The following is a 21,044-nucleotide window of genomic DNA, read 5'->3' as shown; positions in this document are numbered from 1 at the left end:
AATTTCCCCCCCTAACAGCGCAGGTAAAAACCTCCCGGTAACCGCCGGATTAATTTTCTTATCTCCAGCTGGAGCAGGGCGGTATTCAGTTCCCCCGGCGGCAGGCCAGTTGTGGCCATAATGGTATCCAGGTGAGTAGGCATAACACTGAGAACGGCCAGTACCTTCTCCTCGGCAGCTGTCAGAACCACCTCCACCTGGCTTTCTTGCCGGGACAAGGGCCACAGGGATTGGGGCTCATATTCGGCCAGAATATCGGCTACCCCGGTCACTACCCTGGCCCCCTGTTTAATTAATTCATTGGGGCCCTCGCTGTAGCGGCTGGTGACTGGCCCCGGGACGGCAAAGACGTCGCGATTCTGCTCCAGGGCCAGGTCGGCTGTAATCAGGGCTCCGCTTTTGGCTGCGGCCTCGACGACCACTGTACCGCTCGTCAGGCCGCTTATAATCCGGTTGCGGGCCGGGAAATGGCCGGCATCCGGCGGCGTGCCCGGGGGAAACTCGGAAAGGATGGCCCCGTGGTCCATTACCTGGTGGTAAAGCTCCCGGTGTTCCGGAGGATAAATAACGTCTACCCCACAGCCCAGGATGCCCCAGGTGAGACCGTTCCCCCGGATGGCTCCCCGGTGGGCGGCAGCATCTATGCCCCGGGCCAGGCCGCTGACAACCCCGACGCCGGCGGCGGCAAGACCAGCAGCGAGCTCCGTGGCCACCTTAAGACCATAGGCCGTCGCCCGGCGGGTACCGACAATGGCTATTTTCAGGCCTTCCCCCGGCGGCTGGCTGCCCCGCCAGTAGAGGACGGGTGGCGGGTCATAAATACGTTTGAGCTCCAGGGGGTAGGTATCTTCCTCCAGGATCAGCACTCCGATACCGGTTTTCTCTAGTTTAGCCATAATCTTTTCCGGTGTTACCTGGCGGCGCCAGTTAATCAAGGAGGTTGCTGCCTTACCCAGACCTTCCAAAGCCAGAAGCTCTTTTTCCGGTGCCTGCCAGACGGCCCGGGGACTCCCGAAAAATTTAACCAGCTGGAGGACCCGGCGAGCCCCCAGACCCGGCGCCTGCTGAAGGGCTACCCAGAATGGTTTTTCTTCCATGGTTTCTCCCCTGCTGTATAGTTGTAAAAGTAACCTTTCGCGGTCTGGGCGAAATTTCCTGCCGGTAAGGAACAAAAGTTACCGCGTTTCCTAAAAGCATATCTATTCTTTAGCGGTTCGTCAAGCTTAGAGTAAAAAAGTCCCCTGGAGGGACTAATACAATTCTGAAGGTATTCTGGCCCGGAGGCAGGTTCTTCATACTAGCCCAGGCTCCGGCGTAACATGTTTAGTAAATCCTCTGAAGTCGCCTGGCGGGCCGTCCAGGTCAGGCTGCTGGTGTTTGTTGCTGCCAGGTCTGCCATCCGTTCTAGCTCCCTTTCTGGAAATTTTCCCAGTGGCGGTAATAGCTGCCGGATCAGGCCTTGGACATCCTCCAGGGAAGCCATTCCCAGGGCCTCCAGGAGATTGTTAACCTTAACCGGTTCTGCCGGTTGGATAAATTCCAGGTAGGCTGCCAGCAAATAGCCATTGGCACGGCCGTGGGGTATGTCATGGCTGTAGGTTAAAGGATAACCCATGGTATGGAGGATAGTCGTCCGGGTCTGGGCAATGACCATACCCCCCAGGGTGGAGGCATACATGAGGTCCCGCCTGGTCGCCGGGAGCAAGTTTCCGGCCAGCAGGGCCTCCTTTTGCCCGGCAAAAAGGCGCACGGCTTCCAAGGCCAGGGTGTCGCTTAAAGGGGTGGAACGCCTGGATAGGTAACCTTCCATGGCATGGGTCAGGGTATCCAGGGCGGTATCTATGGTAATAGCAAGGGGTAAGGAATAGGTATAGCGGGGGTCCACCCAGGCCGCCAGGGGAAAGCAGCGGTCGTCGCTGAAACCCTTTTTTATTTCCCTAGCTGGTAAAGTAAAGACCGCATGCTGGGTAACCTCGCTACCGGTACCGGCGGTAGTCGGTACAGCTACCAGGGGTAGGGGCGGCTCCGGCAGGTCGGCCTCGTAAAGCCGGGCTGCCGCTGCCCTGTTGGGTACCAGCAGGGCCACGGCCTTAGCCGTGTCCAGGGGGGACCCGCCACCAATGCCAATGACCAGGTCAACCCTTTCCTGGCGGGCCAGGTCAACAGCTTTAGCTACTGTTTCCAGGGTTGGGTTGGCCGGTACCTCGTTGAAAACAACCCAGCTTAAGCCCAGCCTTTTAGCCAGGACTTCAAAATCAGCCAGGGCACCGCTGGTAACGGCACTTTGGCGCCCGGTAACTACCAGGGACCGCCGGCCCAGCCGGCCGAGGAAATCGCCATACTCGTTTAAAACCCCTTTGCCAAAAAATACCTGGGTAGGCAGGTAAAAACGGAAGGTCATTTTAATCGCCTCCACAAATCCCTTCAACCCAAATTTTCTCGGGTTTAACCCTTTTAATGAATGGGCGCCCAGGGGAGGAAGCCCTGGGCGTCGTGGATGAAAACTGGTGATTATAGTTCGAGCCCTGCATAATGCGTCTTTAAAACAACCTAGCGATCAAAATAAATGTTTTTCCCGGTAGCGGCGATGGGGATACCGGCAATAACGTCGGCATCCATGAGACCCATTTTCCGGGCCACGACACCAATCCGGTACATAATGCGGTTATCGGCATTGAGCATCCCCGCCATTTTGGCGGCCGATCCCAGGGCTATCCCCAGGTCCATTAACCGCCAGGCGCAGATTGGCCCGGCAAACTCTGGACCATCATGCACCTGTTCCAGGTCGGCACAGCGGGGAACACCGCAGGCACCACAGTCCAGGCCACCTTTAGCAGCATTTTTCAGCCCTACCAGGAGAACGGCATCAGAGCGGCGGACATTATCACCATCGCGATCAAAATTTTTCTTCCCGCTTTCCTGGCCATAGCGGGCCATTGCCGCGGCCAGCTGCTCCAGGGTTTCCCCCTGGAGGATCTTTAACTCAATAAAGTCTTTCCCGCCTACCTTGGGCGCCGTCCGGGCAGCAATGGCCATTAGTTCGGCAATTAAACCCATGGCTTGAAATTCAGGCATGCAGGTTCGCCTCCTTTTATGGTTGGGCAGGCATATCCTGGCCTTACACCAGCTAACATGCCCTGCCTTAAATAAATTTATAACTAACCAACCTGTTCTGGCTGCTAAATAACAGCCAGCCGCTTTTTTGTATAAGTCCGGTAGCCAACTCTTATTTACTATATTACCGTATTGCCTGTTTCTCCTCCCCCCAGTCCAGGCTGCGGTACTGGATAGCCTCGGCCAGGTGGGCGGCAGTTATTAACTCCGACCCCTCCAGGTCGGCAATGGTCCGGGCCACCTTCAGCAAGCGGTCATGGGCGCGCATGGAGAGGCCCAGTTTGTTAAAGGCATCGCACAAAAGGCTGCGCGCCTGGGGGACCAGGCGGCAAAACTGGTGTACCTGGCGGGAAGACATGGCTGCATTGCAGGTAACCCCTGTCCCCTTAAACCTCTCCAGCTGCCTCTGGCGGGCGGCCCTGACCCGCTCCCTCACAGTGGCCGAATTTTCCAGCGTGGCCCCGGCCTCGACTTCGTTATAGGTCAGGCGAGGAACTTCCAGGTGCAGGTCTATCCGGTCCAGTAAAGGCCCGGATAACCTTTTCCGGTACTGGGCGACCTGGTGGGGGGTACACAGGCATTCCTTGACCGGATCGCCATAGTAGCCGCAGGGACAGGGATTCATGCTGCCTATTAAAAGGAAATCCGCGGGATAGGTAATGGCTGCCGCCACCCGGGAAACGGTGACGACCCGGTCTTCCAAAGGCTGGCGCAGGGCCTCCAGGACGTCACGGCGGTATTCGGCCATCTCATCCAGGAAAAGAACGCCGTGGGTGGCCAGGCTTACCTCTCCGGGTTTGGGGATGCGGCCGCCCCCGATAATACTGGCCGTCGAGGCCGTATGGTGGGGTGTCCGGAAAGGGCGTTCCGTTACCAGTCCCTGGCCAGGAGCCAGCAACCCGGCGGCGCTGTAAATCTTGGTTACGGTAAGGGCTTCTTCATAGGTTAGGGGTGGCAAGATTGATGGTAGGCTCCGGGCCAGCATGGTTTTCCCCGCCCCGGGACTGCCAATGAGCAGGATATTATGGCCGCCGGCGGCTGCTATTTCCAGCCCCCTCTTAGCGGCCGCCTGGCCCTTGATGTCGGCCAGGTCCACCCCATTAAAAACCGGGGTTGGGCTGTCCCCTGTTGCCGGTTTAACTTCCGGCAACTCGCCTTCCCCGCGCCAGTAAGCTACCACCTGGGCCAGGCTTTCTGCCGCCAGCACCTTTAACCTGGAGGCCAGGGCGGCTTCATTGGCATTGGCCGCCGGGACAATAAAAGTTGCTCCGGGCTGGAACTCCTGCAAGGCCAGGGCCATTGGCAAAACCCCGGGTATAGGCCGCAGGCTACCCTCCAGGGAAAGCTCGCCCACAGCATAGATGACCGCCTCTGGCCCGCTACCAAGTTCTTCCGCAGCCATCAGGATACCCAGGGCAATAGGTAGGTCATAGATGGGACCTTCTTTTTTGATATCACCAGGGGCCAGGTTAACGATTATCCGGCGTAAAGGAAAGTCAAAGCCCGAGTTTTTAATTGCCGCCCGCACCCGTTCCCGGGCCTCTTTCACGGAGGGGTCCGGGAGACCCACTATATCACAAACAGGCAAACCATTGCTAATATCCACCTCTACCCGTACACTCTGGCCCTCCAGGCCCACGAGGACGACGGAATTGACAATGGCCAGCATTTTGAACCCCCAGGTGGTTTTATGTCCAATATTTGCTATTCGCCACCAGAACGAGAGTTCCTGCTAAGGTGGTTAAAAAAGAAAAGACCCCGTTTGGAGGTCTTCCGTTATCCCCTTTCTGGCTACGGCTATAGAGACAGCTCCGTTTAAAAGAAAAACGCCGGGCGTGGATATAAGCACCTTATTAAAAAACAAAAACTAAACTGAAAGCAAACGCGCGCTCGCCTCTTCCCTTCCCCTTAAGGAGAAGGGGAGAGATAACCGCATTATTAAAAGTAAAAATTTTACCACCGTCCAGACCCGATTATTGCTAAAATTGCACAATGTGGCATCTATATTCAAAGAGTTATTATTTCCGTTATCCCAGGTATCTTTTCATAATGCCTTTTGTTATTAGTCAATATCGTAAGGTTGTAATATATTGCTGTACAACCTATTAATAAGTCAAAATCGCTGATTGTTAACCCCTGTTTATGCAATTCCGCTCTTCGTTGACCGAAGAGGCGTGCTATAGGCGGGGAAACATTTATTATGGAAATGCCCTTCAGAAAATCGCGCAATGAACTTTCTTTTTCCTCTGGCTTCGCACTTCTAAAAACCCCTTCATACAATTCAGCGATGGTAATTACACTTATGGCCAGTCCTTTTTGCCTGTACTCTTTTAAAGTCGTTACGAAGGGTTCCTTGCCCCAGAGATAAAAAACCGCCCAATCTGTATCGACCAGGTATTTTGCCATCACCATTCCGAACCTGTCCTGCCAGCGCTATTACGGCGATGGTAAATTTCTTCTATGAATCCGTCAGCATCGAAGTCGGTCCAGGAACCAGCTGCTCTTTCAAATGCTTTCGTGTTTTCATTGTTAGAATCCTCGTTATCTAGTAGATGGCGTAATTTTTCCCTTTCCGCGGGAGGGAGCCTTTTAATGGCGTTATAAATTTTTTCTATAGCCATAACTTACCACCCTATTCTTCATACTTTTATCATCTCTATTATAACCTAAATTTCTATTTATAATGGTGATCATCAATGAGATTTCCGTTATTACTTTCTTTAAAAGCCCTGCAGTTCTTTTCCGCTTCTATATTAAATCATTAATACTGGGCGGTACTTATATGGCCATGAACCCGGTGGATCTCCTTCTCTGACTCGCCGAAGGGTGCATACTAATCAGACAACAAAATGTTCGCTATCAACTTCAATAAGTTTTGGTTCCTCGTTAAAACAAATTAACATAAATCTGGAAAGCAATGGGAACCTTTTAGTAATTACCGCCGTCTAAATAAATAAAGCCCGTAAAGTTAGAGCAAACGGGTTAACAGGGAGGCGCGGCCAATGACTTCTTTCCGGCGAAAACTATGGTTTTTTCCAATGCTGCTGGCACTATTCTTAATCCTGATCCCGGTGGTGGTGGCCACGGCGGCCATACCGGACCCCGCCTTCAAGGCTGCCGACGGTACTGCCGTTGACATCCAGTTTCTCCTGGATCACGGCCTGACCATGGCCCAGATAAAAGCCCTGGACTACTACGCGCCTGTCGTGGAGATGCTCCTGAAGACAGGCCAGATCAATAAAGACCAGGTCCGTACTCTGGTCGAGGGACTCCTGGCCCACCGCCCGGCCGAAGCAGAACCTCTAAAGGAAGGCCCTGCGCCCTTCCCGCCGCCTTCTCCCCGGTCCGCTGCTGGCGAACCCTCTACCGGCCCGCTAAAATTTGTCATCAACAACTCGCTGCTTGAGCCCGACGTAACACCCCGGATCATCGACGGCCGGGTCATGGTGCCGGCCCGCTGGCTGGCCGAAGCCCTGGGAGCCAGGGTGGAGTGGGAGGAAGCCACTCGGACCATTAAAATCGACGACCCGGAAAGTGACTCCCTGCGCCGCCAGCTAACCCTCCTGGAAAAGGCTCTGACTCCCAAGAGCCCCGGGGAAGCTGTGCAGAGTTGGGCCGCAGGGGTCAAGAACCGCAACGGCGCCTGGCAATACGCCCTTTTAGCACCGGCCTTGAAAGAAAAGTGCCGTCCCAATTATGAAAGGATGGGGTGGGTGACGGGTGTATCCAGCCCCTGGGTAGAAAAATATACCATTCTTGAGCAGAAAGAAGAACCGGAAGGAAGCTGGCGCTTTACCGTCCAGTTCGACCTGATGACCTCCACCGGGCCGGCTGGATCTTATATAAACCATGTTACGGTGCAGCACCAGGATGGAAGCTGGTATATTACCGGCATTGACAGCACCTGGGACCAGTGGCAGCTCAAAGTCCAGCTCCAGAAACAGGTGGAAGATCTGATAGCCAGGCAGTACCAGCATTACCGCGTGCTGGACACAAAGATTGACCTGCAATCCTTTTACCAGTCCGGCTTCCAGGCGGAAGCCGTATACCTGGTCCGGGTCAGCCACCTGCTGGGCGTAGACACCCCGGCGGAATGGCCGCCGCAGAAGGGCCGTCTCCACTACCTGGAAGAAAACCGCGCCCGCCTCACCCCGGAAGCGCTGCGAAAGATAGAAAGGCAAATTGCTTTCTGGCAGCAAGAATTGCAGGAGTATATTACTGAGCCCCAGGAAGCCAATGAATTCTTAAAGGTGACGGCCCGGTTCGACAGCCGGGGCCGGCTGCAAAAGGATTCCGTGCAATTTTTTATTGAAGACGCCGTTGGGCAGTATATCCCCCTGGATATGAACCTGCCTTACTTTAAGTCAGAAGCGGAGTTGATCAAGCAGGGGTATGAGGAGATGCGGCAGCTGGCAGCAGGCGCCGGGTAGTCCTGGCCTTCAGGGACAAAGTGAGCTATAGTTAAGCTCGCTTAGTTTTAAAGGGGGAAACAAGATGCTTCCTGCTCGCCTGAAGGGTATCCTGGCGCCCATGGTGATGCTCCTGCTCATCGCCCTTAGTGGGTGTGGGGGCGGGTTAGCAAGTGATGTAAAAGTCCTCGAAGAAGCTGTTGCCAGCCAGGACTGGGATACTGTTTCCGGTTTAAGTAAAAAAATGGTGCAGGAACACCCTGAACGACCGGAAGGCTATTACTTCCAGGGCGTCTACTATTACCACCAGAAGGCGTGGCAACAGGCCATCGATAACCTGAAAAAAGCCACCGAACTCGCTCCTGCTTACGCCGGCAAAGGTGGAGACATGCTTGCCGACAGCTACATACAGCTGGGAATAAAGTTATTTGATCAAGATTACCAACAAAGCCTGGAGCTTTTTAAGAATGCCTCGGAAGCCTCCAGGGATAAAAGCACAGGCCGGAGAATAGCCGGGATCATCATGGACCAGGTAAATAAAAAAACAGCGGGGAAAAACTTTTATGACCTCAAGGATTACCTGCCCCTGCTGCAAGCCGCCCTGCAATATGACGCCGCCAACGAAAGGGTCTTATTTTATACCGGCGTGGCCTACAGGTTAAGAAATGAAAACGAAGAAGCCATTAAATACTTCGATCAACTGGCACCCAGGCCGACACCCGGCAGCCTTCCGGACAGGCTCTTTCATTTTCCCAGCGACGCTTATTTTGTTGCCGGCAGAAATATGGAGTATCAGTTCTTACAGGCGGGGCGAAATGATTTCCAACCTGTTATCGATCTCTACCGGAAATCCCTGGCATGGAATGACAAAAATGACTTTACCCTACAGCGGATGACCTGGTTGATGGTAACCCTGGACCGGAAGGATGAAGCCCGGGAGTATTTCCGCCGCTGGCAGGCAGTTACCCAAATGCCTTTAAGTACCGCCGAATTCGAGCAGGTACTTGCTTCCAGGGAAAGTCTCCCGGCGAAACAACTGAAAATTAAACCTGGTAAAGAACTGGTGAGAAAAAATGAGAGGCCGCAATATGACTACGAGCTCGTGTGGACCGGTGATGGCCGTAACCTGTTGCTGGTGGAGTGGGACGAAAAAAATATTAAAATCTCCCGGTTAAACCCGGAAAAGGAAGGGCATGAAACTATCTACACCGGGGAATGGACGGGAGAACGCCCCGCCATGCAATCTATTGACGGTAAAATAGTTTTGCGCAACGGTAAAGAACTGGTCTTTTTCGATGCCAATGACTTCAAGGTGTTACGGACAATGAAATTACCGGTATTTGACCGCTGGCTGGAGGTTTCCCCCGATGGTAGCCGTATGGTTTATGTGCAACAAGGCCTCTGGTTAGCCGACCTCAACAATTCCCGCCGCCTTCTCCTGGCCGAGGCTGATAAAGAAAGGCTGCTGCCTTCCCAGCCCCAGTGGTCCCCCGCAGGAGATAAGGTTTTATACATAGATATGTATTACGAAGGCTCGGGTGGTATCTGGGTAATTGACCTCAATTCGGGCGAAAAAAAGAAAATAGTCGACCTGGATGGTTGCTTTGGCGCCCGGTGGACCAATGACGGCCAGGCCATCACTTTTGGCACCTGTGGTTACGGGCAGGAAGAGCCCCCCGCCATGTACATTTATAACCTTGGGACGGGCAATACCAGGAGAATACCCTCCGGGCAAAATTACGCTGCTATTTCTTTCAGTCCCGATGGCCAGCGCCTGTTGCTCCAGTGGATGGAGGAAACCCTGTGGGTTAAAGATATCACGGAGGACACGCCCCGCTTGATTACTAAAAAGCCGGGGTTTTTCCGGGCCTGCTGGTCACCTGACGGCCGGTATCTCGTTTATGGCCACCAGTTCCGGCGCGACCTGCCCCCATCATTCTGGCTGGTGGACCTGGCCCGGGATAATAACTGACCGTGGCTTTATTCACCGACAATCTCCCTGGCAAGCCTTCCCGACCTTCCGGCCAGCTGCTGCAGGTAGCCACGCCGTTCGCGCAGGTAGTGTTCCAATTGTTCCAGTGCCCTGGTAAAGCTTGCCCGGTAGACGGCCCGCAGGCGCCGGACGGCCGCCGGGTATACGGGTTCAGGAGTCGCAGTGGTTCTCCTTTGCTCCCGCTTTTTTCAGGGTGGCGACCAGTTCTTCCAGGGCTTCCGGGTCATTTCAAGGTAACTAAGGCGGCAAAAATTATTACTTAGGTTTCCATCTCGTTTACCATATTTCCCGCCCAACCTGAGGCCCGGTGTCTATTTCACTATGAATATTTTCAGGTTTAACACGGGCTAACATTTGTTCCAGGCTGTAATGTTTGCGGCGGATAATTATCGCGTGCTCATCTACCTGTAAATCAACCGGTGTGCCTTCTCTAAGGCCGATTTTTTGGGCCAGCGACAAAGGGATACGTATCCCTAAACTATTGCCCCACTTTTGCACATGAGGTTGCATAACGATTTTCACTCCTTCTTTGTTTATACATAGTATATACTTTTAATGCTTTGGATACAAGTAAAAAATAAGGGGGACGTAAATACTAGCGTCACGTCTCCTACCTATTTTTTAGACTTTTCTCTGTACAATTTTACCAACACTTTCACAAACCGGCAGGCCGTTGCTAATATCGAGGATACATTTGCAAGTTATACCCGATCGCTTTAACCAGGTTAGCGATTACCTCTCGTAGTACCAGCGGCGGCCTAAACATGGCTGTTTCATGGACACCGGCGCCGGAAACCTCTATACCTAGCCGGCGAGCTTCGGTTATGGCCCGTAAAAGGTGAAAATCATGGGTGACGATAACGGCACTTTTCCAACCGTGTTTGCGCATAATGTTGAGGGCCCCAACCAGGTTTTCCCTGGTGTTGCTCGAAGTGACTTCCTCATAAATTACATTGGCAGGTATACCATGGGAAATAAGAACCTGCCGGGCGGCGCTTCCTTCCGGGGTAGGATTAAATCTCCCAATGCCGCCTGTCGTAATTAGCGCCGCCGCATATCCCTGTTGATAAAGAGTTTCGGCCAGTGTAATACGTTCCATTAAAGCCGGGCTTGGACCATTCGCCCAAACAGCAGCACCTAACACTATAATAACATCAGCTCGCTTGGGAGCCGTATTCCACCCAAACCATTCGATATACCAGTACGTACTACCTAATATCAAGGTAACTAAGGCGGCAAAAATTATTGCTACGGATATGTTTTTTTTCATGGCAAGTCTAGAGTATCTCCCCCACCTTCAAAAAAACTTTACTTATTCCTTTTTCTCAGTCCTGATAAGGCAATCTTATTTCAACTATTCCCAATTCGGGGATTACTTGAGGAAGCTTTATCCAAATTTTCCTGGGAGCCCATGGGGTTTAGCGCAACCTGTGGGCCTACAATCTATCCAGATAAGATAAGCAAATCTTCCAGGGCCCCTGCTAACTCGGGATAGCGAAACTGGTAACCCTCCTGCAAACCCAACTTCACCTCTTTCATTGGTAATGCTATTGTACCAGATCTTTTCCAGGTGAACGGCGGTATTGGCTTCGGGCACTGGTATTTCTATGTTAAGGGGTGTGACCAGCCCCAACTCCTGAGCCCTCGTTAAACCCGGGGTCATCGCTGCCAGGTATTGGTCAACCTCTGCCTGCGAGCGGGCTTGCTTAACCACGGTATTATTCACCCCGCAACCGGTTGTCATTAGCACCAGCAAAAACAACAGCACTACCCGATAGGTTTTACCTACCATTTTATTAATCCCCCTTAAGTATGACGCTTCTATATGCTAAAAGGTTCCTGGTCACGGGCGGGTATAATTTGTCGCAGCCCCGATGTCCAAGATAGCCTACACCAGGGGCACCCTCAGGCTCCCCCGGTTATCATAACGGCAACCCCAGGCATCCCGATAGCTTCCGAACCCCGGCTTCTCCACCGGCGCCGCCGGAGTAACGGCCAGGAGGTACATCCCCAGGATTTCCTGGCCGGCACCTCCACCGTTATTTGATTTCAACTTGCCAGGATCTACTATTTTCGTTAATATGGTACGCGCATAACGCTTTTTGATGGTCACGCCACGAAAATAAAAAAATCCCGCGTAAACCGGGATTAACTTATGGCTACGTCTGCCCAGATTATTATTTCTTATACACCTCACCTCTCGGTAAAATAGCGCCTATTTAGGTTATGCTTCCATTTTACCCCAGCATTACCATTTAATCAATATTGCCCGTCATCCCTCCCTGATTTTTACCTTCCTTCTGCTATTATAAATCCCCTTCACTATGGCTGCCTTCATCGCCCGGTCTTTAGAAAACTGGGGGCAGCGCGAGGGGGCTGTAATCCCGTCCAATTCATTAATTATCATCTAGTTTTTTGGCTATTTCTTTTAAAGCTCGGTCTATAGAGGCGACCTTTATGAGTATAAAAATAAAACCTCCGATAAATAAAGCCATTATAGCAAAATTAAATAACATAATTATGCTTGAAAAACTTAACCACCATGGTGGTTGCATATAAATTTCCTCCTTTTTGGTATATGCGGGTCTGTGAAGCACTTTGAAAGAGTGCAAGTGGCCTGGTCAGAGGCCGACCCGACCGGGTGCCCCGAGGAGAATTTGAGCTGGAACTGGGATTTGTGGCGGCCCCCCTGGGTCCGAAGGGACCCAGGGGGTTTGCTAGAAAATACTTTCTACCCGGACTTCCAATCCAGCTATCACCTGTGACTTGACTGTCCCCTGTTGCTCCACTTCCTGGTCCAGGGTAAATTTACCTTCCTGCAAGCAAAAAACCTGTACCGATTTTTGCTGGGGATCGACTATCCAGTATTCCCTAACACCACTCTTTTCGTAAACCTTATACTTGCTGCGCAGGTCGTAATAACCGGTAGCGGGGGAGAGAATCTCCACCACCAGGTCCGGGGCGCCTTTAATGCGCTTCTCTTCGATAATTGCCAGCCTTGCGTTGGAAATAAAAATGATGTCCGGCTGGTAGGTTTCTTCTTCATCCAGATAGACATCAACCGGGGCGTATAAAACAATACCCAGCCCTTTCTCCAGGACAAAGCCCGCCATCTGTAATTCCAATTTCATGGATACCATCTGGTGATAGGGTGTAGGCGACGGTGTCATTACCAGTTTCCCCCCGATCAGCTGATAGGGCGACCCTTCCGGCAGGCGGCAATAATCCTCATAAGTGTACCGTTCCCGTCCTGCCGCCAGTTCTGCCGGGTCAATACTCATTTCCCTGCACCTCCATTCCTCTGGTATCGATTTTATTTCTGGTAGCTTTTTCTTAATTTTAACCTGAGGGTTGCCGGTTGAGCAAGGGAGTAATACCTGGAGCCGCCAGAATGAAGTTACCGCTAAAAAAGAGGATATCATTCCAGTCCTATAACCATCAAAGCCCCTGCCTTGCCCACCGCTGGCGGGGCGACTAATCCGGGTAATTTAAGTCCATAGCCTTACTTAGTCGCCGCTACTGCGTCGCATTTATTAACTGGCTTCACGGGCAAGCTCAACTATTCGCCGGCGCAGTTCGGCGATCATAGACGGAACATCGATGCTTACCGGACAGCGCTCCACGCACCGGCCGCAGCGGAGACAGGTGTAAATTAGCGGTGCGGCATTATCCATGCCACCGGCCACGAAAGCCGTCCAGATGGCTCCTATGCCCCCCAGATAACGATAACCGAAATACCCGGCGGTCAGTTGAAAGACTGGGCATTCGTACATGCAGCCCCCGCATCTTAAGCAATACAAACCCTGTCTGAAGAGAGGATCGGCAGCCATTTCGCTACGGCCGTTATCCACAAAGATAACGTGTAGTTCCCTAGGGCCGTGAGCGCCATAGGCGGTTACCTTTTCGATGTCTCCCGTCTTGCTGGGCCCGCTGATAATATTTACATAGCCGGGGACGGGATAGTTGGCATAGCGCCAGGTAACTTCGGCCACTTTCATGGCCTCCTGGAAAGTGGGCACCACTTTTTCGATCCCCACCAGAGCGATATGCACCGGCGGGACGGCGGTACATATACGGGCGTTGCCTTCATTTTCAATAATAACCATTGCTCCGCAGTCCGCCGCCACTACGTTGGCACCGCTCATGCCGAAATGGGCGCTGAAATACTTTTCCCTCATGAATTCCCTAACGGCCCCGACTTCGGCGGCAATATCCGGAGGAATTTCCCGGCCGAAAAACTCGGTAAACAATTCCGCCACCTGCTCCCGGGGTACATGAATGGAAGGTGAAACGATGTGCATGGGCCTTTCATGCCGCAGTTGTAACAAAAACTCCCCCAGGTCTGTTTCCCAGACTTCGTTGCCTTTTTCGATGAGGTAGTCCCTTATTTCCAGCTCTTCGCCCAAAATGCTCTTGCCTTTAACCACTATCTTCCCTGTGCCAATAATGTCCGCCGCCAATTTCAAGGCGTCTTCACGCGATTCAGCCAAGTAGGTCTTGCCGTGGTTGGCTTCGATGGCTTGCCTGGCTTGAGTCACCAACTCATCCATGCGTTCGATGGCAGTTTCCTTTATAGCGCGCACTTCCTCGGCCAACTTGGTCGTATGGGGGAATCGTTTGAGGGCAGCTTCGGTATTATCTCGATAAGATTTAACGGCCCGGGAAAGAGCTAACTGAATATTGGGGTCATCGGAGGCTTTATTAAGCTCCGCCGTATACTTTTGAAACAAGCGTTCCAGCACCGAACTCATTTGGCAATCCCCCTGTAAAGAAACTCAATAAAGTCCTCAAGTTGGATATTCTTTTGCCCCTCACGCCGACCCTTATCGAGAGCCGCTAGGCAATAAGGGCAAAAGGTGATAACTAGATCGGCATTGGTGGCCACGAGTTCGCCAACCCGGCGGGCAGCGATCTTCCCGGACAATTCAGGGAAAAGGACCTTGCCGGGCCCGCCGCAGCAGGTCGTCCAGCGCCGGTTGAGCTCCGGTTCTATTAAAGTAACTCCCTCCATTTTGCTCAGGATATCCCTGATCTCTTCCGTAATACCCAGTTCCCTGGCCATGCGACAGGAATCGTGGACCGTTACGTTTCCCGAAAAACCGGTAGGCAGACGCCCGGGGGCATCCTTAACCAGATCGTAGACCGCTTCCAGGAAAGTTTTAACTTCGTAATTAAAATTTTCCACCAGCTGAGGATAAATCAGCTTAAAAATTTCCGCCGAATGGGGCGATAGGCAGATGATGGTTCTGGCGCCGGTAGAATTAATTAACTCGGCAACCTTGCGGGCGTGCTGACGCAAGTCGCCCACGAAACCGTATTCATAAAGAAGAGCCCCGCTGTAGATCTCTTCTTCGCCCAGATAACAGATTTTCAGGCCCATCTCCTGCAGGACCAGGGCGGCCTTGCGGCTGACATCCCGGTAGCGCTCCCGATCCCTGGAGCGCACGCCGGCAACAATCTTTTCGGGGTTGATCCCCACCCTGTCGATCAGGTTGCGGACGCCCATCATCAAGGAAAATCCTACGCTGCCCTGGTTCATCCTGGTGAGCATATCTACCAGGCTATCAATGTAGGGGACCAGTTGATACTCGCCGCCGGTATATAAAAGCACATCCCCCTGCCGCGGCAGGTTGAGATCTCTGGCCCACCCAGCAACCTCATTTCCCTTAAGGCCCAGGGGATTGCCGTATTTGACAATATTCCCCCGGATCACTTCGAGAGTTTGCGGCAAACGATAATCCCTTGATTCCGCTTTCAGCTCCAGAGCCATTTCCGTCACCTCAACAGAATATCATATAAATGCCGTTTACCGTTCATACTAGATTAAATTAATCATAAATAAAGCGTATCTTCAAGGTTTTTTAAGCATGTATTCAGAATACCTGTTAAAGAAGCCATCCCCACTTCCCTGGGTAGCAACCCCTCTTTTACATAGGCGCGGCTAACTTCACTTATAACCGCCGCATGTTTCCCCCTTGAAAGCCCATTCGGCTTCATCCCAGGCTTCCCACGCCTTTTCCATCTTGGTCCGGGCAAACAATTAAATCAAACATGCTTCAACAGGGTACATACCATGAAGCTCAGCATGGGATAATAGACTTAGAAAGGAGGAATAGCATGTTCAAGCACGATAAGAACCTGCTAGAAATGGTGCGTGTGGAACGGCCGAACCCGAACTACGCGGCGCTTTTGCAGGAGCAAATCGGGGGCCCGCACGGTGAGCTGAAAGCCGGGTTGCAATACCTGGCCCAAAGTTTTCGCATTCAAGACCCGGCCATCAAGGATATTTTCCTTGACATCGCCGCGGAGGAACTCAGTCACCTGGAAATGGTATGTACGGCAGTCAACCTCTTGAACGGCCATGAACCTCAGGCCATGAATGCCACCATCGGCAATGTTCAGGCGCATGTAACGACCGGACTCAATCCCTTTTACAGCAACGTCTCCGGCCAGGTGTGGACCGCGTCTTACATTGAAGCCACCGGTGACCTGCCCGCGGACCTGCTTTCCAACATCGCTGCCGAACAACGTGCCAAGGTTGTTTATGAATATCTGCACCGGCAAATCGCCGACCGGTATGTGCGGCAGATGATCGATTTCCTGTTGAACAGGGAAGAGGCGCACAACACCATGTTCCGGGAATGCTTCCAGAAGGTCCAGGGCACCGGCTCCACCCAGGACTGGGGTGTGGACAAGGATGCCCGGCTCTTTTTCAACCTGTCCACACCCGGCAACTATGTGGGTTCCTCCCTGCATGACCCGCAACCACCGTCCTTTTCCGAGCCGCAAATCCCGCCCCAGTAAAATAGAACAGGGAAGCAGCATCGCCTCCCTGTTCTATTTCATATCTATAGGACTGCCTGTCCGCCTCCGGGCTCTTACACCAGCCATACGATCAGCACCACTATCCCTACCACAATTATAACTCTATCTCTACCCTCAGTAACCAATTTAAATAATAAGAATAAGATAATCCAGAGTTTTAACTGGAGGTTGGGACAATATGGATATTAGTAGAAAGCAGCCAGTAATATCCAGGCGCAGTCCCACCAGTCAAACCGGCATTTTTCGACTCACAATAAATGTCTTGCAAGCCGGCACAGGGATACGTATAACGAATTTCCAATTCATCGTCAACCAGGACAACGTGGGGGATCCTTTCGACCCCGATCCGGCTAACTGGCCTTCATTAAAGCCCGGCGCCAGCCACAGTGCGGTCGTGGCCACGGGGGACTCCAGGCAACCCACCGTCTCCCTGCCGTCCGGCAAATACCTCGTCTCCGTCCTGGCTCCCGGCTACAAGCTCGGGGGTAACTGGATCAACCTGAAGCGTGACAGCACGCTGACCGTTGAGTTGCAGCCCCACCCCCTGCCGCTTGCCAAAATCCGCGTCCACGTTTTCGAAGACATCCACCCGGTCAACGGCGAGGATGACTTCCCCCTCGAACACGGCCTGCCGGGGTTCCGCATCGTGCTTGCAGATGTCACCGGCGAGGTTACGGTCGACTATTTCGGCAACCCCCTCGGAACGGTTTACAAGCGGGACGCCGGCGGCAACCTGATTATCGGTCCGGACGGGAAACCAGTCCCGGTGCCGAACACCGGTGGCATAATCTGGACGGATGAAAACGGCGACGCCGTCATTGAAAACCTGCCGCCGGGCAAGTACGGGGTGCAGGCGATCCCGCCCGACGGCAGCGACTGGATCCAGACCACAACCATCGAGGGTACCCACGTCATTGACGCCTGGATTGAAGAAGGCAACGACGGGTATAGCCCGCGCGAGGGTTTCAAGGCACCCCTGGTCTGGTTCGGTTTTGTCAGGCCGAAGGAGTTCGCCCCCGGAGCGGGAACGGGCACCATCACCGGCCGCGTCCGTACGATCATCGAGTTCACACCGCCAGTCAGGCCCCTGACCCTCGGCGGACCCGTCGACCGGCCCTGGATCGCTCTTACCGATATCGGCCGCACCGACGAGCAGGTCTATACCGGCCGGGGCAACCCTGACGGAACCTTTACCATCACCAACGTTCCTGCGGGCATCTACCAGATGGCCTTCTGGGATGAACCCCTCGACCACATTATCTCCTTCCGTACTGTCCAGATCGCCGCGGGTGAAACGATTGCTATGGGCGATATCGGCATCCCGCGCTGGTTCGGCTGGATCAGCGGCATGGTCTTCCGGGACGAGAACGGCAACGGCGTACGCGATACGGATGCTGCCGGGAACTATATCGAGGAAGGTATCCCCAATGTCCCCGTGGGCACGCGCTTCAAAGACGGCAGTGGGCAGTATGCCACCGTAACCGATCTCGACGGTCGCTACTCTTTCAACGAAGTTTTCGAACTCGAGCGGTTCGCCGTGGCGGAACTGGGCTTCGACCGGTTCGGGCGCACGGCCGCGACCGCTACCCCCGATTACGGGATCACCCCGCCGCGGCCCACTACGACCCATCCCCGCGCCCTTACCCTGGCGGTCCTGACGTGGGCGGCGAAAACGAACCGCATCGATTGGGGGATGCGGGAATACCCGCTACCGGGACCGGACGGGCTCGTGGGAACACCTGACGACGAACTCCACGGGGGCATCTCGGGAATCGTTTATTACGCGACGATGCGCAACGAACTCAACCCCCGCTACGCGGTGGCCGAGGACTACGAACCGGGCATCCCCAACGTAACCGTCAACCTCTACCGGCTGAATGACGACGGCAGCACCACGCTGATTAACTCCGTGCAGACCGACGCCTGGCAACATCCAGCCGGCTGCGTGCGGCCCGACGGCAGCGTTGACCCGGGCTGTATCGAAGTACCCAACGCCTCCAACCAGATCAAAGACGGCGTCTTTGACGGCGGTTACTCCTTCGCGACTTACTTCGATCCCTACTTCGGGGCCCCCGGCGCCGTGGAAAAGCCGCTCCCACCAGGAACCTACCTTGTGCAGGTGGTCCCGCCCACCGACCCGTATAACCTTTTGCCAGATGGTTCCCCGAAACCGCTGTACAAGGTGCTCGACCCCGGAGCGGTGAACACCGGCCAGGGCGACCGGTTTGTCGCTCTTTCGACGACCACCCGGGACCAACCCGCCAGCGCTACTGATGCGGCTCTGTTCCGCCTGCCCCCGCCCCCTTACTATGGCGACAAATACGATACTAAAATAGTTACCGTCAGTCCAGGGCAAAACGCGGTGGCAGACTTCTTCCTGTATACCGATGTTCCGGTGCCGGGGCGCATCGTCGGCTTCCTCCTCGACGACGTGAATATCGAAACCGACCCGAATTTTATCTACTACGGCGAAAAGCGCGGTATTCCTTATACACCGGTCGGCATCCGGGACTATACGGGGCGGTTGATCACCACCGTTCATTCGGACGCCAACGGCATCTTTGAGGTGCTCTTACCGTCCACTTATACCCGCAACGTACCTATTCCCTCCGGCGTGGCCCCGGGGATGTACCTGGTTGTCGGCAACGACCCCGGCGACCCCGGCCGGCCCAATACAAGATATAATCCCAATTACCAGACCTTGACCATGGTCTTCGATGTCTGGCCGGGGAAAACCACCTATGCCGACGTCGCCCTTTTCCCCATTACCGCCTTCGTGGGAAGACCGGGGGCGCAATTCTCGCGGCCGCCGCTCTGCCAGGCAACGGGCGCCCCGGAGATCGGGAGCGTTAATCCTGTCTACGTGACTTTGACCGGTAACCGCCTGATCTTCATCAGGGGGCGTAACTTCGGTGCCCATCCAGGAACAGTGACGCTTAACGGCAGAGCCATCCGTGTCCTGGCCTGGCGTGATAACTTTATCCTGGCATACGTGCCGCCAAGCTTCGCTGCCGGCCCGGCCCAGATGGTGATAACCTCGAGTGCCGGTATCCCCAGTACATTGGGAATCACCATCCACGTCCTGGTCCCCGGGACCTACGATCCCCCGATCGTAAACGTCACCCCCCGTACGACCATCCAGGCGGCCATCGACCGCGCCGCGCCGGGGTCACTGGTGATTATCAATCCCGGCGTTTACTACGAGAGCCCGGTTATCTACAAGAATGTTAAACTGCAGGGCATGGGGGCCTGGGTTACCAGGCTGGACGGGCGCTTCTTCGCCAGCTACCGGCAGCAATGGGAAACAAAGCTCGCCGCCATTACCTTTGACGGGCCTCAGGAGATACCGCGCGGCCAGGTCATCACGGTAGTAGCCAAGGATGGCACCTTCGGCCCCGCGTTTACGACGCAAATTGACGGGCTGACGATCACCGGTGTGCGGGGCGAAGAAGGCGGGGGCGTTGTGGCCAACGCTTACTGTCGCTACCTCGAGATCAGCAACAACGTCATCATGAGCAACGGCGGCGGCTTCGGGGGCGCGATCACCATCGGCAGGCCCTACGCCGGTGACAACCACAATGACGGCGTGCACATCCACCACAACCGCATCCTGAATAACGGCGGCATCAGCCTGGCCGGCGGCGTGGGGATCTTCACCGGCGCCGACGGGTATGAATTCGACCACAACGAGGTCTGCGGCAACTACTCCGCCGAATACGGCGGCGGTCTCTCGCATTTCGGGCTGAGCCACGGCGGGCGCATCCACCACAACAAGTTCCTTTTCAACGCTTCCTTTGACGAGGGTGCGGGCATCTTTATAGGCGGCGAACAGCCAATCCCGCCGGCAACCCTTTCGCCCGGCTCCGGGGCGGTGGACATTTACAACAACCTCGTCCAGGGCAACCTGGCCAACGACGACGGCGGCGGGATCCGCCTGCTCCGGGCAGGCACTCACCGCATCAACATCTATAACAACATCATCACTAACAACGTCTCCACCGACCTCGGCGGGGGGATTGCCCTCGACGATGCGTCCAACGTGGTAATCGTCAACAACACCGTGGCGAAGAACATCACCACTGCCACCGCCGAAGACAGCGACGGCCGGCCGCACGGGGCGGGCCTTGTCAGCGAGGCGAACAGCGCCGCCTTCCAGGCCAGCCTGCCGCCGGGCGCCCCGACCTTCAGCAACCCGGTCCTCTTCAACAACATCTTCTGGGATAACCGGGCCGGCTGGTACGATCCGACCCTGAACGACGGCCGCGGCGGTATCGCCGGCATCGGGGCGCCGGCCGACCCGAACCCGGTCAACGTAATTGATCTCGAGGTCTTCGGTACCCCGGCGCCCGAGGTGCTGAGCCCGCGCTACTGCAGCCTGTCGCAACCGTACGGCGTACCCGTTCCTACCAACATTATTGGCGTTAACCCCTCTTTCGTGGCGCCTTATGATACCGCCGTCACGGCCGTAGCCTTCAATATGGAGCCGGACTTCAAGACCGTTAAAATTATAACAGTCGAACCGCAACTGCAGGGCGATTACCACCTGAAACCGAATTCACCGGTCATCGACCGGGGCACCACTACCCTCGTCGTGAACGGCGATATCTATAACGCGCCGCAAACCGATTTCGACGACCAGCCGCGACCCCGGGGGGCCGGGGTGGATATCGGCGCCGACGAGGCCCGCTAAATTTTTTCACCAG

General features: G+C 54.5%; 18 protein-coding genes. 4 read left to right on the top strand and 14 right to left on the bottom strand.

The genetic code is table 11. The annotated features are described in order from the left end of the window. Window positions 1-11: 11 nt before the first annotated feature. From dprA to MOMUL_RS08320, 6 genes are all read right to left on the bottom strand, one after another. A complete protein-coding gene (gene dprA / locus MOMUL_RS08345; RefSeq protein WP_062283957.1) occupies window positions 12-1,097 on the bottom strand; it encodes a DNA-processing protein DprA in 1,086 nt (361 codons plus the stop codon). A 200-nt stretch (window positions 1,098-1,297) separates the two neighbouring features. Continuing rightward, the gene (locus tag MOMUL_RS08340; protein WP_062283955.1) at window positions 1,298-2,401 is read right to left on the bottom strand and encodes an iron-containing alcohol dehydrogenase family protein; all 1,104 of its coding nucleotides are present in this window, start codon (window positions 2,399-2,401) and stop codon (window positions 1,298-1,300) included. A 149-nt stretch (window positions 2,402-2,550) separates the two neighbouring features. Further along, window positions 2,551-3,075 carry a ferredoxin domain-containing protein gene (locus tag MOMUL_RS08335; RefSeq protein ID WP_062283953.1) on the bottom strand — a complete coding sequence of 175 codons (525 nt, stop codon included), beginning with the start codon at window positions 3,073-3,075 and terminating at the stop codon, window positions 2,551-2,553. 163 nt (window positions 3,076-3,238) lie between these two features. Beyond that, window positions 3,239-4,783 carry a YifB family Mg chelatase-like AAA ATPase gene (locus MOMUL_RS08330; protein ID WP_062283950.1) on the bottom strand — a complete coding sequence of 515 codons (1,545 nt, stop codon included), beginning with the start codon at window positions 4,781-4,783 and terminating at the stop codon, window positions 3,239-3,241. Window positions 4,784-5,121: 338 nt separating this feature from the next. Continuing rightward, window positions 5,122-5,520 carry a type II toxin-antitoxin system VapC family toxin gene (locus MOMUL_RS08325; RefSeq protein WP_064774372.1) on the bottom strand — a complete coding sequence of 133 codons (399 nt, stop codon included), beginning with the start codon at window positions 5,518-5,520 and terminating at the stop codon, window positions 5,122-5,124. Next, entirely contained in the window at window positions 5,520-5,735 is a 216-nt protein-coding gene (locus MOMUL_RS08320) for a hypothetical protein (protein WP_062283947.1), read from the bottom strand. The genes MOMUL_RS08325 and MOMUL_RS08320 overlap by 1 nt, the downstream gene beginning before the upstream one ends. 381 nt (window positions 5,736-6,116) lie before the next feature. Here MOMUL_RS08320 and MOMUL_RS08315 point away from each other — a divergent pair, with 381 nt between their 5' ends. Both MOMUL_RS08315 and MOMUL_RS08310 read left to right on the top strand, forming a co-directional pair. After that, window positions 6,117-7,544, top strand: a complete 1,428-nt coding sequence (locus MOMUL_RS08315; RefSeq protein WP_062283945.1) for a copper amine oxidase N-terminal domain-containing protein — start codon at window positions 6,117-6,119, stop codon at window positions 7,542-7,544. 64 nt (window positions 7,545-7,608) lie between these two features. After that, window positions 7,609-9,495 (top strand): tetratricopeptide repeat protein, encoded by a 1,887-nt coding sequence (locus tag MOMUL_RS08310; RefSeq protein WP_062283942.1) that lies wholly within the window; start codon window positions 7,609-7,611, stop codon window positions 9,493-9,495. 297 nt (window positions 9,496-9,792) lie between these two features. Here the strand turns inward: MOMUL_RS08310 and MOMUL_RS08305 are convergent, their stop codons facing one another. The 8 genes from MOMUL_RS08305 to MOMUL_RS08275 form a co-directional block, all read right to left on the bottom strand. Next, window positions 9,793-10,026 carry an AbrB/MazE/SpoVT family DNA-binding domain-containing protein gene (locus tag MOMUL_RS08305; RefSeq protein WP_062283941.1) on the bottom strand — a complete coding sequence of 78 codons (234 nt, stop codon included), beginning with the start codon at window positions 10,024-10,026 and terminating at the stop codon, window positions 9,793-9,795. Between the two features lie 166 nt (window positions 10,027-10,192). Beyond that, window positions 10,193-10,786, bottom strand: a complete 594-nt coding sequence (locus tag MOMUL_RS08300) for a YdcF family protein (RefSeq protein ID WP_062283938.1) — start codon at window positions 10,784-10,786, stop codon at window positions 10,193-10,195. A gap of 173 nt (window positions 10,787-10,959) precedes the next feature. Beyond that, entirely contained in the window at window positions 10,960-11,055 is a 96-nt protein-coding gene (locus MOMUL_RS15760; RefSeq protein ID WP_084785552.1) for a DUF1731 domain-containing protein, read from the bottom strand. Window positions 11,056-11,404: 349 nt separating this feature from the next. Continuing rightward, window positions 11,405-11,629, bottom strand: a complete 225-nt coding sequence (locus MOMUL_RS08290) for a hypothetical protein (protein WP_153018322.1) — start codon at window positions 11,627-11,629, stop codon at window positions 11,405-11,407. A 283-nt stretch (window positions 11,630-11,912) separates the two neighbouring features. Then, window positions 11,913-12,071: a hypothetical protein gene (locus MOMUL_RS16595; protein WP_157049474.1), complete on the bottom strand. Its 159-nt coding sequence runs from the start codon at window positions 12,069-12,071 to the stop codon at window positions 11,913-11,915. Between the two features lie 162 nt (window positions 12,072-12,233). Beyond that, on the bottom strand, window positions 12,234-12,797 hold the full coding sequence (locus MOMUL_RS08285; protein ID WP_062283931.1) for a Uma2 family endonuclease: 564 nt from the start codon (window positions 12,795-12,797) through the stop codon (window positions 12,234-12,236). Between the two features lie 252 nt (window positions 12,798-13,049). Then, a complete protein-coding gene (locus tag MOMUL_RS08280; RefSeq protein ID WP_062283927.1) occupies window positions 13,050-14,267 on the bottom strand; it encodes an LUD domain-containing protein in 1,218 nt (405 codons plus the stop codon). Further along, complete coding sequence (locus MOMUL_RS08275) at window positions 14,264-15,286, bottom strand: (Fe-S)-binding protein (protein WP_062283924.1); 1,023 nt, start codon at window positions 15,284-15,286, stop codon at window positions 14,264-14,266. The genes MOMUL_RS08280 and MOMUL_RS08275 overlap by 4 nt, the downstream gene beginning before the upstream one ends. A gap of 347 nt (window positions 15,287-15,633) precedes the next feature. On the opposite strand from MOMUL_RS08275, the gene MOMUL_RS08270 reads away from it, so the two are divergent. Continuing rightward, window positions 15,634-16,320 carry a manganese catalase family protein gene (locus MOMUL_RS08270; RefSeq protein WP_062283923.1) on the top strand — a complete coding sequence of 229 codons (687 nt, stop codon included), beginning with the start codon at window positions 15,634-15,636 and terminating at the stop codon, window positions 16,318-16,320. A gap of 283 nt (window positions 16,321-16,603) precedes the next feature. Continuing rightward, complete coding sequence (locus tag MOMUL_RS08265; protein WP_236713047.1) at window positions 16,604-21,031, top strand: choice-of-anchor Q domain-containing protein; 4,428 nt, start codon at window positions 16,604-16,606, stop codon at window positions 21,029-21,031. The last annotated feature ends 13 nt before the right edge of the window (window positions 21,032-21,044 follow it).

The sequence above is a fragment of the Moorella mulderi DSM 14980 genome (assembly GCF_001594015.1).
GTDB lineage: Bacteria > Bacillota > DSM-521 > Neomoorellales > Neomoorellaceae > Neomoorella > Neomoorella mulderi.
Note: the sequence above shows the minus strand (reverse complement) of the source record. Positions and strands in the feature narration are given on the sequence as shown.